We start from the raw sequence: 15,403 nt of genomic DNA on the forward strand, positions 1-15,403 counted from the left end.
CCTCCAACTTACCGTTACCCCTGACGAATAAGTTCGCCTGTTAATACATCCCTGATTTCTGATGGGTTCATTCTTCCGCCGACATCCCCAACTAGCACAGGAAAATCATCACCAAACTGTTGAGAAACTTCCTGAGCCGTGCGGCAAGGAGGTTGACCACTTAAATTGGCGCTAGTCGACACCAGCGGTTTACCGTAACGCTGGCACAGTTCTTTGACTAACGGGTGGTCGCTAACGCGCACCGCAAGTGAAGAAAATTGCCCCGTTAACCACTGCGGAGTCGTGCGTTTTGCAGGCAATACCCAAGTAACCGGACCAGGCCATGTGGAAAACATCATAGCTTTCTGCTCATCGGATAACGCGCTGTCATCAATATAAGGAGCCAGTTGGCTAAAATCTGCCGCAATCAAGATCAGTCCTTTTTGCCAAGGGCGCTGTTTTAACGCTAGCAGGCGATTAACCGCCACTTCACTATCAGGATCGCAGCCCAACCCGAATACTGCTTCAGTCGGGTACGCAATAACCTGCTGGTTATGTAATTCCCGTAAAACGGGAATCATTAGTTCATCAGAGACATCACTCATTCTTATCAACTTCTGCCGCTATCGGCTTTCCACATAATTTACTGGCACAAAATAGCTTGGTACCTTGTGCCGTTTTTTTCTCAAACAATAAGGCGTAATGGCAAGAAGGACACTCACCCGCTATCGGTTTATGGTTTAACGTAAACTGACAATCGGGATAGCGATCGCAAGAATGAAACACCTTGCCGTAGCGAGACTTACGTTGTAACAACGTACCTTCATGACACTGTGGACATCGAATCGCCGTTTCATCAGGGCGATCGATAGTCTCGGTATGATGGCATTCAGGGTAATTGCCACAGCCGATGAACATCCCATAACGGCCTTGCCTGAGTACCAATGTCGACTGACAAAGTGGGCATTGCTGCCCATCCAACACTTTGACGATATGTCCATCAGCCTGTGCTTTCAGTGGGCGAATGAATTCGCATTCTGGATACGCAGAACAGCCGAGAAACGGGCCGTGCCGACCAGAACGGATAACCAGCACTGACCCACAGTCTGGACATATTTCCTGTTTTCTTTCAGCAAACAGTACGGGCTTAGCCATTCGAAATGTTATCCCTCTGGCTATTGCACATAACCGTCATTGACCTCAAAGAGTAATTCTTCCATTTGCTGATAGGCATTCTCACAGCCAGGCACATTGAAAAGCACCATGAGGATGACCCACTTCAGATCTTCCAGATCAAACTCCTGCGTTTCCAACGCCATGACGCGTTCGATGACCATCTCCCGCGTTTCAAGATTCAGAACCTGAATTTGCTCAAGGAACAATAAAAAGCCACGACATTCCGCATCAAGACGCAACTCTTCATCCTGCATATAGATCCGCATAGCCAGAGGATCGTTCGCCAAATAAAGCGGAGCAGTCTGCCCTTCCTGAATATCGGCCAATTTTTCCAGCCAACTCAACGCGCTATAGATATCGTTACGATCGAATCCAGCGCGGGTGAGGTCATCAGTTAACGTATCCTGATCGACACGCATTTCAGTTTCATTGTGGATGTAGCTCTCAAACAAGTACATGAGTACGTCGAACATGGCCTGCCCTCCTTAATCGGACATAGCCGCCGGGTACTGCTGCGATCCATCCTGCTAACTCCAGCTCTAATAGCTTGGTGACTATCTCTGGCACAGGTTGGCCGGCACGTTCAGCGACAACGTCAACAGGTGTAACCTCATCTCCTACGTTAGCCAACACGTCGGCAAATGGCAATTCGCCATCCTCTTCTTCGTTAGAAATAGTTTTCCCGCTTTCCATTGACAGCCACTGTAGCTCACTCACCAACTGCTCAAGAATATCCTTCGGATGTGTAACCAGGCAGGCTCCTTGCTGGATCAACCAGTGCGTCCCTTCAGTCATAGGATTACCTATTGGCCCTGGCAGAGCGAAAACCTCCCGTCCTTGTTCTAAAGCATAACGCGCCGTGACCAGCGATCCGCTGCGGATAGATGCCTCAATGACCAGAACACCCAACCCTAGTCCGCTAATGATGCGATTTCTTCTGGGAAAGTTGGTTGGGAAAGGCGGCATCGCAAGGGGAAATTCGGAGACCAATGCACCGCCAGTGCCACAAATACGTTCTGCAAGCTTAGCGTGCCGCTTGGGATAAATATTCTCCAACCCACTTCCCAATACGGCAATGGTTCTCCCCCCTGCATCCAAAGCAGCCCGATGAGCAATACCATCAATGCCAATGGCTAACCCACTTGTTATTGTGAGGTCACTTGCGGCAAGTTCTTGAGCAAAAAATCCTCCCCAGCGTTCACCGTAAGCACTGCAGCCTCGGCTACCAATAATCGATATTTGTGGCGATGCCAATAACTCAGGAGAGCCAGATACAAAAAGCAACAGTGGAAAATCACGAATGTTGCTCAACAGAAAGGGATACAGGGCATCTTCGCACGTCACGATATGATGATTAGGATAAGACAACCAATTGAGTGTTTCTTCCAAGGTCTTACGATCATAGGAACAGAATTGTTCTATTTGATCATCAGACAGGCCTAACGCACTCAGGCTCTCGTTATCGAACGCCTTTAAATCAATAAGTTTTCTGACAATAGCCCGAGCACGTAAAGCGCCCAGGTGCCTTACGCCCGTCATACGTAGCCAAATTTCCGTTGATAGCATCAGCGTCCCTTATTCCGCTATGTTCAGATAAGTGGTGCAATTCAGAGCTGATGCTGTCAATCGGGGCAGGAAATGTCTAGAATGAGCGCTAAGACTCTCTCACTATTCAGATACAGATCTAAACATATATGTCAGTTTTGCAGGTATTACATTTTCCAGACGAGCGGCTCCGCATCACTGCGCAGCCCGTAAAAGAAGTCAATGCAGATATTCAACGTATCGTGGATGATATGTTCGATACCATGTACGAAGAAGAAGGTATTGGGCTGGCCGCAACACAAGTGGATATTCATCAACGCATCATTGTCATTGACGTTTCTGAAGAACGAAACCAACGGCTGGTGCTGATCAATCCCGAACTGATTGAAAAGAGCGGCGATACGGGTATTGAAGAAGGTTGCCTGTCGATCCCTGAAACGCGTGCGCTGGTTCCTCGTGCAGAGCATGTAAAAGTGCGTGCATTGGATCGTGAAGGTAAAACGTTCGAACTTGAAGCAAGTGAGCTACTTGCCATTTGTATTCAGCATGAAATGGATCATCTGGTTGGGAAACTGTTTATCGATTACCTTTCCCCACTTAAACGCCAGCGCATTCGTCAAAAACTGGAAAAACTGGCTAAGCAGAATAGCCGGGCCCGCTAATTTTCATCCTGACAGGAAGCACCGTGTCTGATTCTTTACGCATAATCTTTGCCGGCACCCCTGACTTTGCAGCGCGTCACCTTGACGCGCTTTTATCATCAGGACATGAGGTCGTTGGCGTTTTCACCCAGCCCGATCGCCCAGCAGGCAGGGGCAACAAGCTCACCCCCAGCCCGGTAAAAGTACTCGCAGAGCAACATAGCATCCCTGTTTTTCAGCCCAAATCTCTGCGACCGGCAGAAAATCAGGCGATGGTTCAGGCGTTAAATGCCGATGTTATGGTCGTTGTCGCCTACGGCTTAATTCTGCCGCAGCCCGTATTATCCATGCCGCGCCTTGGCTGCATTAATGTCCACGGTTCTCTGTTGCCTCTCTGGCGTGGTGCGGCGCCAATTCAGCGCGCACTGTGGGCTGGGGATAGTGAAACCGGTGTGACGATCATGCAAATGGATGTCGGACTCGATACTGGCGCAATGCTGCACAAAATTTCATGCCCCATCCTGCCTCAAGATACCAGCGCAACGTTGTACGATAAACTTGCTGAGCTGGGACCACGTGGCTTATTGGAAACGCTGGAACAACTTGCTGATGGCAGCGCTGTCGCTGAAGCGCAAAATGACGCCCTTGCTACCTATGCAGAAAAACTCAGCAAAGAAGAAGCTCGCCTAAACTGGCAGTTATCTGCTGAGCAGCTTGAGCGCTGTATTCGTGCTTTCAATCCCTGGCCAGTCAGTTATTTCACAGTAGATGAACAACCGGTGAAAGTCTGGAAAGCGGAAGTCATGACCACAGCACATGGCTCATTGCCCGGAACCATCCTTCAGGCAGATAAACAAGGTATTCAGGTGGCAACAGCTGCGGGTATCTTGAATATTCAGGAATTGCAGCCTGCTGGCAAAAAAGTAATGAGTGCACAGGATCTGCTTAACTCACGTCGTGAGTGGTTCGTTCCCGGTAATACACTGAACTAATCTATTTTTCATACCGGCGTCATGCCGGTATATCCTCTCTTTTTACGTATACGTCATCGCTAACACATGAAAAGCTCATACAATTTACGCAGCATTGCCGCAAAAGTGGTGGGACAGGTTCTGGATCAGGGACAGTCGCTCAGCGCCTTATTACCCGTTCATCAGCGTGAAGTCTCCGATAAAGATCGCGCACTTTTGCAAGAGCTTTGCTTTGGCGTATTACGCATTTTACCACAGTTGGAATGGTGTATTCAGCAACTGATGTCAAAGCCCCTGACGGGTAAACAGCGCACGCTGCACTACCTCATCATGGTCGGCATCTACCAACTGCAATATACGCGGATCCCGCCACATGCAGCGCTGGCTGAAACAGTAGAAGGTGCTGTGGCGTTAAAAAAACCGCAACTCAAGGGGCTGATTAATGGTGTATTACGCCAATTTCAGCGTCAGCAGGAAGAACTGATTCAACGTGAGGCAACTCACTCGTCCCACTACCTGCATCCAAGCTGGCTGCTGGCGCGCATTGAGCGTGCCTATCCAAATCACTGGCAAAACATCGTTGAGGCGAATAATCAACGCCCCCCAATGTGGTTACGTGCGAATCGATTACACCACACACGTGAAGCGTATTTAAACTTGTTAGTACAAGAGGGTATCGAGGCATTTCCTCATGCTGAATACAGCGATGCGATACGACTTGCCTCTCCCTGTGCGGTCGATCAATTGCCAGGATTTTCTCAAGGATGGGCAACGGTACAAGATGCATCGGCTCAAGGCTGCGTCTATTGGCTCGATCCACAAGATGGCGAACAGATCCTCGATCTCTGCGCTGCACCTGGCGGAAAAACGACACACATTTTAGAAGCGGCACCAAAATCTCATGTACTCGCTGTCGATGTAGATGAAACACGTTTAGGCCGAGTAAAAGAAAATTTACTGCGGTTACAAATGCATGCCGAAGTAAAACAAGGCGATGGACGTTACCCCGATTCATGGTGTGAAGGGCGTGTGTTTGATCGCATTCTGTTGGATGCCCCGTGCTCAGCCACGGGTGTGATTCGTCGTCATCCTGATATTAAGTGGTTGCGCCGAGACAGAGACATTGAAGAGCTGGTTGCACTACAAAAAGAGATCCTTGATGCCATTTGGCCACATCTCAAAACCGGCGGCACAATGGTCTATGCTACCTGCTCCATTCTGCCGCAAGAAAATGCTCAACAAGTTACGGATTTCCTAACTCGCCATGCCGATGCAAAACTGGTTGATACAGGTACAAGAGAAATGCCAGGTATACAGATGCTTCCCCATGCCGATAGTGGCGATGGTTTCTTTTATGCGAAGCTGGTAAAAAACTGATATTGAACCCAGTATTGTCTGCAACAGACAGCAATTAATAAACGGCATGGCTTATTATGAAAATTATCATTCTTGGCGCGGGTCAGGTCGGCGGAACACTGGCGGAAAATTTAGCGGGTGAAAACAATGACATCACTGTCGTTGATACTGATGCTAATCGGTTACGCCAGCTTCAGGATAAGTTTGACCTGCGTGTCGTTACGGGCTATGCCTCTCACCCACGAGTGCTGCGTGAAGCAGGGGCAGAAGATGCCGATATGCTGGTCGCCGTTACCAATTCAGATGAAACGAATATGGTAGCATGCCAGATTGCTTATTCTCTTTTTAAAACCCCAAACCGGATTGCACGCATTCGTGCCGCTGAATACATTCGTGAATCAGAACAGCTGTTTTTGCCCGAAGCGGTTCCCATCGATCACCTGATCTCGCCAGAGCAACTGGTGATCGATAACATCTACAAACTGATCGAATATCCCGGAGCACTTCAGGTCGTCAACTTCGCTGAAGGCAAAGTGAGTCTTGCAGCGGTTAATGCTTATTATGGCGGCCCATTGGTTGGTAATGCCCTCACCTCTCTCCGTGAACACATTCCTCATGTAGACACTCGCGTTGCGGCTATTTTCCGTCACGATCGTCCAATTCGCCCACAGGGTTCCACTATCATCGAAGCCGGTGACGAAGTGTTTTTTGTCGCTGCTTCCCAACATATTCGCGCAGTGATGAGCGAATTACAGCGCCTTGAGAAACCGTATAAAAGGATCATGATCGTTGGCGGAGGTAACGTCGGTGCTGGATTAGCTCAACGGTTAGAAAAAGACTACAGCATCAAGTTGATAGAACGTAATGCAGATCGTGCAGTTGAGTTGGCTGAACTTCTGCAAAATACGGTGGTATTTCACGGCGATGCTTCAGACCAGGAGCTCCTTGCCGAAGAACATATTGAGCAAATTGATGTATTCATCGCCATTACCAATGATGACGAAGCGAATATTATGTCAGCGATGCTGGCCAAACGTATGGGGGCGAAAAAAGTCATGGTGCTCATCCAGCGCCGGGCTTATGTCGATCTGGTCCAGGGTAGCGTCATTGATGTCGCTATCTCCCCACAGCAGGCAACCATTTCTGCGCTACTCAGCCATGTCCGTAAGGCAGATATCGTTAGCGTATCCTCCTTGCGCCGTGGTGTGGCTGAAGCAATTGAGGCCATCGCCCACGGTGATGAGGGCACATCGAAAGTTGTTGGAAGAATGATCGAAGATATTAAGCTTCCACCGGGTACCACTATCGGCGCAATTGTTCGTGGTGATGACGTCATTATTGCCAATGCAAATAGCAAAATAGAGCAAGGCGATCATGTCATTATGTTCTTAGCGGACAAAAAATTTGTACCTGATGTTGAACGACTATTTCAACCAAGTCCCTTCTTTTTGTAATGTAGGAACAGATTTATCGCGAATCGATAATCTGGCAAAGATACGGCGATTGGTTAGAATTAATTTATATTTTTGGCAAGGAGAATGGATATGAGCATCATCAAAGAATTCAGAGAGTTTGCCATGCGTGGCAACGTTGTCGATTTGGCGGTGGGTGTCATTATTGGTGCTGCTTTCGGCAAAATTGTCTCTTCGTTGGTATCAGATATTATTATGCCGCCACTTGGACTTTTGATTGGCGGGGTTGATTTTAAACAATTCAGCCTAATCCTTCGTGATGCCCAAGGCGACATTCCTGCCGTTGTCATGAACTATGGCGCTTTCATTCAAAATATCTTCGATTTTGTCATCGTCGCTTTCGCAATCTTTATGGCAATCAAACTCATGAACAAGCTACGCCGTAAGCAGGAAGATGCGCCAGCTGCACCGCCTAAGCCTAGTGCTGAAGAGAATCTGTTAGCTGAAATTCGCGACTTACTGAAAGAACAACAACCTAAACAATAAGAGCTGAGTGTCTAGCAACTCTTGCTTTCGTTACACAGAAAGCAGGAAGGCCAGAGGTAAATAATCGCTTGATTGCTTACCACTGGCCTCCCAACTACCTTTCTTCACATGTTTTTCTTTTCTACGATAACTTCCTTTCCCTTTTTCATTTACTTCAATACGTTGGCGAAACAGTGGGTCATGTAACAGTGCCTCAATGGCGTTGTCCTGGATTTTCCCACGCTTATGACGATATGTGGTCATCATCACTCCTAAGAAAGTTGGGCTAATGAATTGTATATGGATAAATAAATCAGACGGAGTATATAGCCGAAATGGAAAGATGAGAATAGCACTCCAGCGAATTCTTCTGGCAGCTAGAATTTCTTATTGAGTTGTATTTTGTAATCCTGATGTAGAAAATCAGTATTGATCCCTTTCTGCTGCAAGCTGATTTCCAACATACGCAAGCGCCGGGAAGCTTCCTCATATTCAGGAGAATCGCGGGATATCGTTTTAAGAAAGTCGGTTAGCTGTAAAGCAGCTTTTCTTTCTTGAAGTTCTACAGGTAAATAGCCAGCATTCTTGAGCAACCGATAGGCGGTTCTTAGTTCCTGTGGTATGCCGCTATCATCATCAAGAATCAAAGGACTGCCGGAACCTGAAAGATTATCAAAAACACCATCTTCCTGAGCCTTGCGGATATGTTTTTCAACTAACTCATCAATCAACCACATGGCAATCTCTTACCTGTTTTCATTAATAGAGCTTAGTTTATTCCAGATGTAAAAAAACCGGGTTTCCCCGGTTTTTTTATGCTCTTACAGATTACTCTGCAGTAGCAACTTCTTCTGTCTGAGAGACTGAGCGATCAACGAGCTCGATGTATGCCATCGGCGCATTGTCACCAGCACGGAAGCCACACTTCAGAATACGAGTGTAACCACCGGCACGGCTCGCGAAACGCGGGCCCAGTTCATTAAACAGTTTTGCCACGATCTCGTTATCACGAGTACGGGCGAATGCCAGACGACGATTAGCAACGCTGTCGGTCTTGGCAAGAGTAATCAGCGGTTCAACAACGCGACGCAGCTCTTTCGCTTTCGGCAGGGTCGTCTTGATGATTTCATGACGAACCAAAGAACTAGCCATGTTACGGAACATAGCCTGACGATGGCTGCTGTTACGGTTCAGTTGACGACCACTCTTACGATGGCGCATGACCTTATCCTTCTCAGTAAAACCTTAACCTGTGATCTGGTTACTCATCAGCAATGCTTGCCGGTGGCCAGTTTTCTAGGCGCATGCCCAGAGACAGACCACGGGAAGCCAGTACGTCTTTAATCTCAGTAAGAGATTTTTTACCAAGGTTAGGCGTTTTGAGCAGCTCAACCTCGGTACGCTGTACCAGATCACCGATGTAGTGGATAGCTTCTGCCTTAAGGCAGTTAGCAGAGCGGACAGTCAATTCCAGATCGTCAACAGGGCGCAGCAGAATCGGATCGAATTCTGGTTTCTCTTCTTTAACTTCTGGCTGACGAACATCACGTAAGTCAACAAAAGCTTCAAGTTGTTCAGCCAGAATGGTTGCCGCACGGCGGATCGCCTCTTCAGGATCGATCGTGCCATTGGTTTCCATTTCGATGACTAGCTTGTCCAGGTCAGTACGCTGTTCTACACGAGCCGCTTCAACATTGTAGGCAATACGCTCTACAGGGCTGTAGCAAGCATCAACTAACAGACGACCAATCGGGCGCTCATCTTCTTCCGTATGAATACGGGCAGATGCCGGCACATAACCACGGCCACGTTGAACTTTGATACGCATGCTAATAGATGCATTTTCATCGGTCAGGTGGCAAATTAAGTGCTGCGGCTTGACGATTTCGACATCACCATCATGGATGATGTCGGCTGCAGTCACAGGGCCAATGCCAGATTTATTCAGGGTAAGAATAACTTCATCTTTGCCTTGAACTCTCACCGCCAGCCCTTTCAGGTTGAGCAGGATTTCCAGGATATCTTCCTGTACGCCTTCTTTGGTGCTGTACTCATGCAGTACACCATCAATCTCAACCTCGGTCACCGCGCAACCTGGCATGGATGAAAGCAGAATACGGCGCAGTGCGTTGCCAAGAGTATGGCCGAAGCCGCGCTCTAATGGCTCAAGGGTCACCTTGGCGTGCGTCGAACTCACTTGCTCGATATCAACCAGGCGCGGTTTTAGAAACTCTGTCACAGAACCCTGCATTGTGTCCTCTCTTTGGTACTAAGCTTTACTTGGAGTAAAGCTCGACGATCAGGTGTTCATTAATGTCCGCAGACAGATCGGTACGTTCAGGAATACGCTTGAACACACCTTCCATCTTGGCAGCATCAACTTCCAGCCAAGTTGGCTTTTCACGCTGTTCAGCCAGCTCCAGAGCGGCTTTCACGCGAGATTGCTTTTTAGCTTTCTCACGGATGCTGACTACGTCATTCGGGGATACCTGATAAGAAGCGATGCTAACAACGCGACCGTTTACCATGATAGCTTTGTGGCTTACCATCTGACGTGCTTCAGCACGAGTGGCACCAAAACCCATACGATAAACAACGTTATCCAGACGACCTTCCAGCAGTTGCAGCAGGTTTGCACCTGTGTTGCCTTTCAGACGTGCAGCTTCTTTATAATAGTTACGGAACTGACGCTCCAGAACACCGTAGATACGGCGAACTTTTTGCTTTTCACGCAACTGTACACCATAGTCAGACAGACGCGGTTTACGCGCACCGTGCTGGCCAGGAGCTTGTTCAATTTTACACTTGGAATCGATCGCACGAACACCAGACTTCAGGAACAGGTCGGTGCCTTCACGACGGCTCAGCTTGAGCTTAGGACCCAAATATCTTGCCATTTTCTTTCTCCAACAATCCTAAAAGCGGCGTTATACGCGGCGCTTTTTCGGCGGACGACAACCGTTATGAGGGATCGGAGTCACATCAGTAATATTAGTGATGCGGAAACCAGCCGCGTTCAATGCGCGGATAGTAGACTCACGGCCCGGACCAGGTCCTTTAACCATAACTTCCAGGTTCTTAATACCGTACTCTTTCACGGCCTCTGCGCAACGTTCTGCAGCTACCTGAGCAGCGAACGGCGTAGATTTACGAGAACCACGGAAGCCGGAACCACCGGCAGTTGCCCAACCCAGCGCATTACCCTGACGATCAGTAATGGTTACGATGGTGTTGTTGAAAGAAGCATGGATATGAGCCACACCGTCAGAGACTTGCTTTCTTACACGCTTACGTGCACGAATAGGTGCCTTTGCCATTATTCAATCACCCCGATTATTTCTTGATCGGTTTGCGCGGACCCTTACGGGTACGGGCGTTAGTCTTGGTACGCTGACCGCGAACCGGCAGACCACGACGATGACGCAAACCACGATAAGTACCAAGGTCCATAAGACGCTTGATGCTCAGGGTAACTTCACGACGCAGATCACCTTCTACAACAAACTTGGCAACTTCGTCACGCAGCTTATCGATTTGCTCTTCAGACAGCTCACTGATCTTAACATCTTCGGCAATTCCTGTTGCAGCACAAATAGCCTGCGAACGGGTTTTACCGATACCGAAAATCGACGTTAACGCAATAACGGTATGTTTATGATCAGGAATGTTAATGCCTGCTATACGGGCCACTATGCACTCCTACAATTTTATACAGCAACACCATTCTGAAAAGCCCGTTTTCAGGATACTCAAATAATGTTGCAGTTACATACAAAAGATTGGCTGGCTAATCTAGCCAGCTCAATCCAACTTTGCAAGAAAAATATGCGAGATAATCAGCCTTGACGCTGTTTATGCTTCGGCTCGGCACTGCAGATCACACGAACGACACCGTTACGCTTAACAATCTTACAGTTACGACATAATTTCTTGACGGAAGCACGAACTTTCATTTTTACTCTCCGTAACTTCTCAAGCTCACCTAATTAACGGTTATAGCCTTTCAGGTTTGCTTTCTTCAATGCAGACTCATATTGACTCGACATCATCAGAGTTTGCACTTGAGCCATAAAGTCCATGATGACGACAACAACGATCAATAAAGATGTACCCCCGAAATAGAAAGGTACTTTCATTGCGTCACGCATAAACTCCGGGATCAGGCAGATAAAAGTAATATACATCGCACCAATCAGAGTCAGGCGAGTCATCACTTTATCGATATATTTCGCCGTTTGCTCTCCCGGACGAATTCCTGGCACGAATGCACCGGACTTCTTCAGGTTATCTGCTGTTTCACGCGGGTTGAAAACCAACGCAGTGTAGAAGAAACAGAAGAAGATGATTGCAGACGCATAGAGTAACACATAAAGCGGTTGTCCGGGCTGCAAATACAGCGAAATAGTTGTCAGCCAGTTCCAACCGGTACCGCCCCCAAACCAAGATGCAATCGTGGCAGGGAACAGAATAATACTGGAAGCGAAGATCGCGGGAATAACCCCAGCCATATTCACTTTCAGCGGTAAATGCGTACTCTGTGCTGCATAAACACGACGACCTTGTTGACGTTTCGCATAATTAACGACGATACGACGTTGACCACGCTCAATGAAAACAACGAAGAAGGTTACTGCAAACACTAAAACTGCAACCAACAGCAACAGGAGGAAGTGCAGGTCGCCTTGCCGAGCTTGCTCGATGGTATGGCCAATGGCCGGCGGTAAACCCGCGACAATACCAGCGAAGATTATGATCGAAATACCGTTACCGATACCACGTTCAGTAATCTGTTCTCCCAGCCACATCAGGAACATTGTCCCAGTAACCAGACTCACAACAGCGGTAAAGTAGAAAGCAAAACCTGGATTTATCACCAAGTCTTGCATTCCAGGCATATTCGGCAAACCAGTAGCAATACCGATCGACTGGAATATGGCCAATACCAAGGTACCGTAACGGGTATACTGGCTGATCTTACGACGTCCAGCTTCCCCTTCTTTCTTTATTTCAGCTAACGCAGGATGAACCACCGTCAGTAACTGGATAATAATTGACGCCGAAATATACGGCATAATACCCAGAGCAAAGATAGAAGCACGGCTGAGAGCACCACCAGAGAACATGTTAAACATTTCAATGATGGTGCCTCGCTGCTGTTCAAGCAATTTGGCAAGCACAGTGGCATCAATACCAGGAATCGGAATAAAAGAGCCAATACGGAAAACAATTAGCGCACCGATAACAAACAAAAGTCTGCGCTTCAGTTCACCAACTCCGCCTTTAGCACTCTGAAAATCTAATCCTGGTTGTTTGGCCATCTGCTACTTATTCCTCAATTTTACCGCCAGCAGCTTCGATAGCAGCACGAGCACCTTTAGTGACACGCAGACCACGAATCGTTACCGGACGAGCAACTTCACCAGACAGAATCACTTTCGCAAATTCAATCTGAATGCCAATAACATTAGCGGCTTTCAGCGTATTCAGGTCAACTACGTCGCCTTCTACTTTAGCAAGATCAGACAGACGAACTTCTGATGTGATCATCGCTTTGCGAGAAGTAAAACCGAATTTCGGCAGACGACGATATAAAGGCATCTGACCACCTTCAAAACCACGACGTACGCCACCGCCAGAACGAGATTTCTGACCTTTGTGACCACGGCCGCCAGTTTTGCCCAGGCCAGAACCGATACCACGACCTAAACGCTTCGGTGCGTGTTTAGCACCTTCGGCCGGAGACAGAGTATTTAAACGCATCTGTTACTCCTCCACTTTAACCATGTAGGAAACCGCGTTGACCATACCACGAACCGCAGGAGTATCCTCACGCTCAACAGTATGACCAATACGACGCAGACCCAGGCCAAGCAGTGTCGCCTTATGTTTCGGCAGACGACCGATTGCACTACGGGTTTGAGTGATTTTAATAGTCTTTGCCACGGTCATTACCCCAGAATTTCTTCAACGGATTTACCACGCTTGGCAGCGACCATTTCCGGGGACTTCATGTTGGCCAAACCATCAATCGTTGCACGAACCACGTTAATCGGGTTAGTGGAACCATAGGCTTTAGCCAATACGTTGTGAACCCCTGCAACTTCCAAAACGGCGCGCATTGCACCACCGGCGATAATACCGGTACCTTCGGAAGCTGGCTGCATGAACACACGAGACCCCGTGTGAGCACCTTTAACTGGGTGCTGCAGGGTGCCGTTGTTCAGCGCGACATTCATCATATTGCGACGGGCTTTTTCCATCGCTTTCTGGATCGCTGCTGGAACTTCGCGAGCTTTACCGTAACCAAAACCAACGCGGCCGTTACCATCACCCACTACAGTTAGTGCGGTGAAGCTGAAAATACGACCACCTTTAACGGTTTTAGATACGCGATTTACCGCGATCAGCTTTTCCTGCAGTTCGCCAGCTTGTTTCTCGATGTGAGCCATCTTACACCTCTACCTTAGAACTGAAGGCCAGCTTCACGGGCAGCATCTGCCAGTGCTTGGACTCGACCATGATATTGGAAACCGGAACGGTCGAAAGAGACATCTTTGATGCCTTTTTCTAACGCGCGCTCTGCAATAGCTTTACCTATTGCGCTTGCTGCGTCTTTGTTACCGGTAGACTTCAGTTGTTCAGCGATAGCTTTTTCTACAGTAGAAGCGGCTACCAGGACTTCAGAACCGTTCGGTGCGATGACCTGCGCATAAATATGGCGTGGAGTACGATGTACCACCAGACGCGTCGCACCCAGTTCCTGGAGCTTGCGGCGTGCGCGGGTCGCACGACGGATACGAGCTGCTTTCTTATCCATAGTGTTACCTTACTTCTTCTTAGCCTCTTTGGTACGCACGACTTCGTCGGCGTAACGGACACCCTTGCCTTTGTAAGGCTCAGGACGACGGTAGGCGCGTAATTCCGCAGCAACCTGACCAATAACCTGCTTATCAGCACCTTTCAGTACGATTTCAGTTTGGCTTGGGCATTCTGCAGTAATACCTGCCGGCAGTGCATGATCTACTGGGTGTGAGAACCCAAGAGACAGGTTAACCACATTGCCTTTAACAGCAGCACGGTAACCAACACCAACCAGTTGCAGCTTCTTAGTGAAGCCTTCGGTAACACCGATAACCATTGCGTTCAACAGAGCGCGAGTGGTACCCGCCTGGGCCCATCCGTCAACGAAACCTTCGCGCGGGGCGAAAGTCAGAGCGTTGTCAGCTTGTTTCACTTCAACAGCATCGTGGATCTTACGACTCAGCTCGCCGTTTTTACCCTTAATCGAAATATCCTGACCGTTGAGTTTTACCTCTACGCCGGCAGGAATGACGACGGGTGCTTTTGCAACACGAGACATTTTTCCTCCCGATTAAGCTACGTAGCAGATAATCTCGCCACCAAGACCAGCCTGGCGAGCTGCACGATCAGTCATAACACCTTTAGAGGTAGAAACAACTGCGATACCCAAACCGGCCATAACTTTTGGCAGCTCATCTTTTCTTTTATAGATGCGCAGACCTGGACGGCTTACTCGCTGAATGCTTTCTACCACAGCTTTGCCCTGGAAATACTTAAGTTCTAATTCCAGAACTGGCTTGGTGTCGCCTTCGATTTTGAAATCTTCAATGTAGCCTTCTTCCTTCAGCACGTTGGCAATTGCCACTTTCAGCTTGGAGGAAGGCATGGTGACCGCAACTTTGTTCGCGGCTTGACCGTTACGGATACGGGTCAGCATATCCGCGATCGGATCTTGCATGCTCATCTGTCTTTACTCCCGTGATTCAATTGGTGACAA

24 protein-coding genes are annotated in these 15,403 nt (G+C 48.3%); 5 read left to right on the plus strand and 19 right to left on the minus strand.

What is annotated here, in order from left to right; all coding sequences use genetic code 11:
* Positions 1-14 precede the first annotated feature (14 nt).
* Genes tsaC through dprA form a run of 4 tightly spaced genes read right to left on the minus strand, consistent with a single transcriptional unit; the run spans position 15 to position 2,721 of the window.
* A complete protein-coding gene (gene tsaC / locus LCF41_RS19550) occupies positions 15-584 on the minus strand; it encodes an L-threonylcarbamoyladenylate synthase type 1 TsaC (protein ID WP_225085977.1) in 570 nt (189 codons plus the stop codon).
* Complete coding sequence (locus LCF41_RS19555) at positions 577-1,134, minus strand: DNA topoisomerase family protein (RefSeq protein ID WP_225085978.1); 558 nt, start codon at positions 1,132-1,134, stop codon at positions 577-579. Before LCF41_RS19555 ends, tsaC begins: the two co-directional genes overlap by 8 nt.
* A gap of 20 nt (positions 1,135-1,154) precedes the next feature.
* Entirely contained in the window at positions 1,155-1,628 is a 474-nt protein-coding gene (locus LCF41_RS19560) for a DUF494 family protein (protein ID WP_225085979.1), read from the minus strand.
* Positions 1,600-2,721 (minus strand): DNA-protecting protein DprA, encoded by a 1,122-nt coding sequence (gene dprA / locus LCF41_RS19565; RefSeq protein WP_225085980.1) that lies wholly within the window; start codon positions 2,719-2,721, stop codon positions 1,600-1,602. The genes LCF41_RS19560 and dprA overlap by 29 nt, the downstream gene beginning before the upstream one ends.
* 128 nt (positions 2,722-2,849) lie before the next feature.
* Here dprA and def point away from each other — a divergent pair, with 128 nt between their 5' ends.
* The 5 genes from def to mscL all read left to right on the plus strand — a co-directional run bounded on the left by def (position 2,850) and on the right by mscL (position 7,626).
* Positions 2,850-3,362, plus strand: coding sequence for a peptide deformylase (gene def, locus LCF41_RS19570; RefSeq protein ID WP_225085981.1), 513 nt, complete (start codon positions 2,850-2,852; stop codon positions 3,360-3,362).
* Between the two features lie 23 nt (positions 3,363-3,385).
* A complete protein-coding gene (gene fmt, locus LCF41_RS19575; protein WP_225085982.1) occupies positions 3,386-4,333 on the plus strand; it encodes a methionyl-tRNA formyltransferase in 948 nt (315 codons plus the stop codon).
* 66 nt (positions 4,334-4,399) lie between these two features.
* Positions 4,400-5,689 carry a 16S rRNA (cytosine(967)-C(5))-methyltransferase RsmB gene (rsmB, locus tag LCF41_RS19580; protein WP_225085983.1) on the plus strand — a complete coding sequence of 430 codons (1,290 nt, stop codon included), beginning with the start codon at positions 4,400-4,402 and terminating at the stop codon, positions 5,687-5,689.
* 56 nt (positions 5,690-5,745) lie between these two features.
* A complete protein-coding gene (gene trkA, locus LCF41_RS19585) occupies positions 5,746-7,122 on the plus strand; it encodes a Trk system potassium transporter TrkA (protein WP_010304922.1) in 1,377 nt (458 codons plus the stop codon).
* 90 nt (positions 7,123-7,212) lie between these two features.
* Entirely contained in the window at positions 7,213-7,626 is a 414-nt protein-coding gene (mscL, locus tag LCF41_RS19590) for a large-conductance mechanosensitive channel protein MscL (RefSeq protein WP_225085984.1), read from the plus strand.
* A 30-nt stretch (positions 7,627-7,656) separates the two neighbouring features.
* On the opposite strand, the gene LCF41_RS19595 is transcribed toward mscL, so the two are convergent.
* The 15 genes from LCF41_RS19595 to rpsH all read right to left on the minus strand — a co-directional run bounded on the left by LCF41_RS19595 (position 7,657) and on the right by rpsH (position 15,370).
* Positions 7,657-7,869: an alternative ribosome-rescue factor A gene (locus LCF41_RS19595; protein WP_180743850.1), complete on the minus strand. Its 213-nt coding sequence runs from the start codon at positions 7,867-7,869 to the stop codon at positions 7,657-7,659.
* A 113-nt stretch (positions 7,870-7,982) separates the two neighbouring features.
* Positions 7,983-8,342: a DnaJ family domain-containing protein gene (locus tag LCF41_RS19600; RefSeq protein WP_225085985.1), complete on the minus strand. Its 360-nt coding sequence runs from the start codon at positions 8,340-8,342 to the stop codon at positions 7,983-7,985.
* A gap of 91 nt (positions 8,343-8,433) precedes the next feature.
* Entirely contained in the window at positions 8,434-8,826 is a 393-nt protein-coding gene (gene rplQ, locus LCF41_RS19605; RefSeq protein WP_005970246.1) for a 50S ribosomal protein L17, read from the minus strand.
* 40 nt (positions 8,827-8,866) lie between these two features.
* Positions 8,867-9,856 carry a DNA-directed RNA polymerase subunit alpha gene (locus LCF41_RS19610; protein WP_005970247.1) on the minus strand — a complete coding sequence of 330 codons (990 nt, stop codon included), beginning with the start codon at positions 9,854-9,856 and terminating at the stop codon, positions 8,867-8,869.
* A 25-nt stretch (positions 9,857-9,881) separates the two neighbouring features.
* Positions 9,882-10,502 (minus strand): 30S ribosomal protein S4, encoded by a 621-nt coding sequence (rpsD, locus tag LCF41_RS19615; RefSeq protein WP_010286047.1) that lies wholly within the window; start codon positions 10,500-10,502, stop codon positions 9,882-9,884.
* Positions 10,503-10,532: 30 nt separating this feature from the next.
* The gene (gene rpsK, locus LCF41_RS19620) at positions 10,533-10,922 is read right to left on the minus strand and encodes a 30S ribosomal protein S11 (RefSeq protein ID WP_002919257.1); all 390 of its coding nucleotides are present in this window, start codon (positions 10,920-10,922) and stop codon (positions 10,533-10,535) included.
* A 16-nt stretch (positions 10,923-10,938) separates the two neighbouring features.
* Positions 10,939-11,295, minus strand: coding sequence for a 30S ribosomal protein S13 (gene rpsM, locus LCF41_RS19625; protein WP_010286058.1), 357 nt, complete (start codon positions 11,293-11,295; stop codon positions 10,939-10,941).
* Between the two features lie 146 nt (positions 11,296-11,441).
* Complete coding sequence (gene rpmJ / locus LCF41_RS19630; protein WP_002227352.1) at positions 11,442-11,558, minus strand: 50S ribosomal protein L36; 117 nt, start codon at positions 11,556-11,558, stop codon at positions 11,442-11,444.
* Positions 11,559-11,591: 33 nt separating this feature from the next.
* Positions 11,592-12,923: a preprotein translocase subunit SecY gene (secY, locus tag LCF41_RS19635; protein ID WP_005970255.1), complete on the minus strand. Its 1,332-nt coding sequence runs from the start codon at positions 12,921-12,923 to the stop codon at positions 11,592-11,594.
* 7 nt (positions 12,924-12,930) lie between these two features.
* On the minus strand, positions 12,931-13,365 hold the full coding sequence (rplO, locus tag LCF41_RS19640; protein ID WP_015841922.1) for a 50S ribosomal protein L15: 435 nt from the start codon (positions 13,363-13,365) through the stop codon (positions 12,931-12,933).
* Positions 13,366-13,368: 3 nt separating this feature from the next.
* Positions 13,369-13,548, minus strand: a complete 180-nt coding sequence (gene rpmD / locus LCF41_RS19645) for a 50S ribosomal protein L30 (RefSeq protein ID WP_004846568.1) — start codon at positions 13,546-13,548, stop codon at positions 13,369-13,371.
* Positions 13,549-13,553: 5 nt separating this feature from the next.
* Positions 13,554-14,054, minus strand: coding sequence for a 30S ribosomal protein S5 (gene rpsE / locus LCF41_RS19650; RefSeq protein ID WP_005970257.1), 501 nt, complete (start codon positions 14,052-14,054; stop codon positions 13,554-13,556).
* 14 nt (positions 14,055-14,068) lie between these two features.
* Positions 14,069-14,422, minus strand: coding sequence for a 50S ribosomal protein L18 (gene rplR / locus LCF41_RS19655; protein ID WP_010286111.1), 354 nt, complete (start codon positions 14,420-14,422; stop codon positions 14,069-14,071).
* Positions 14,423-14,431: 9 nt separating this feature from the next.
* Positions 14,432-14,965 carry a 50S ribosomal protein L6 gene (gene rplF, locus LCF41_RS19660; protein WP_015841923.1) on the minus strand — a complete coding sequence of 178 codons (534 nt, stop codon included), beginning with the start codon at positions 14,963-14,965 and terminating at the stop codon, positions 14,432-14,434.
* A 12-nt stretch (positions 14,966-14,977) separates the two neighbouring features.
* The gene (gene rpsH, locus LCF41_RS19665; protein WP_005970261.1) at positions 14,978-15,370 is read right to left on the minus strand and encodes a 30S ribosomal protein S8; all 393 of its coding nucleotides are present in this window, start codon (positions 15,368-15,370) and stop codon (positions 14,978-14,980) included.
* Positions 15,371-15,403 lie beyond the last annotated feature (33 nt).

This window comes from Pectobacterium colocasium (assembly GCF_020181655.1).
Lineage (GTDB): Bacteria > Pseudomonadota > Gammaproteobacteria > Enterobacterales > Enterobacteriaceae > Pectobacterium > Pectobacterium colocasium.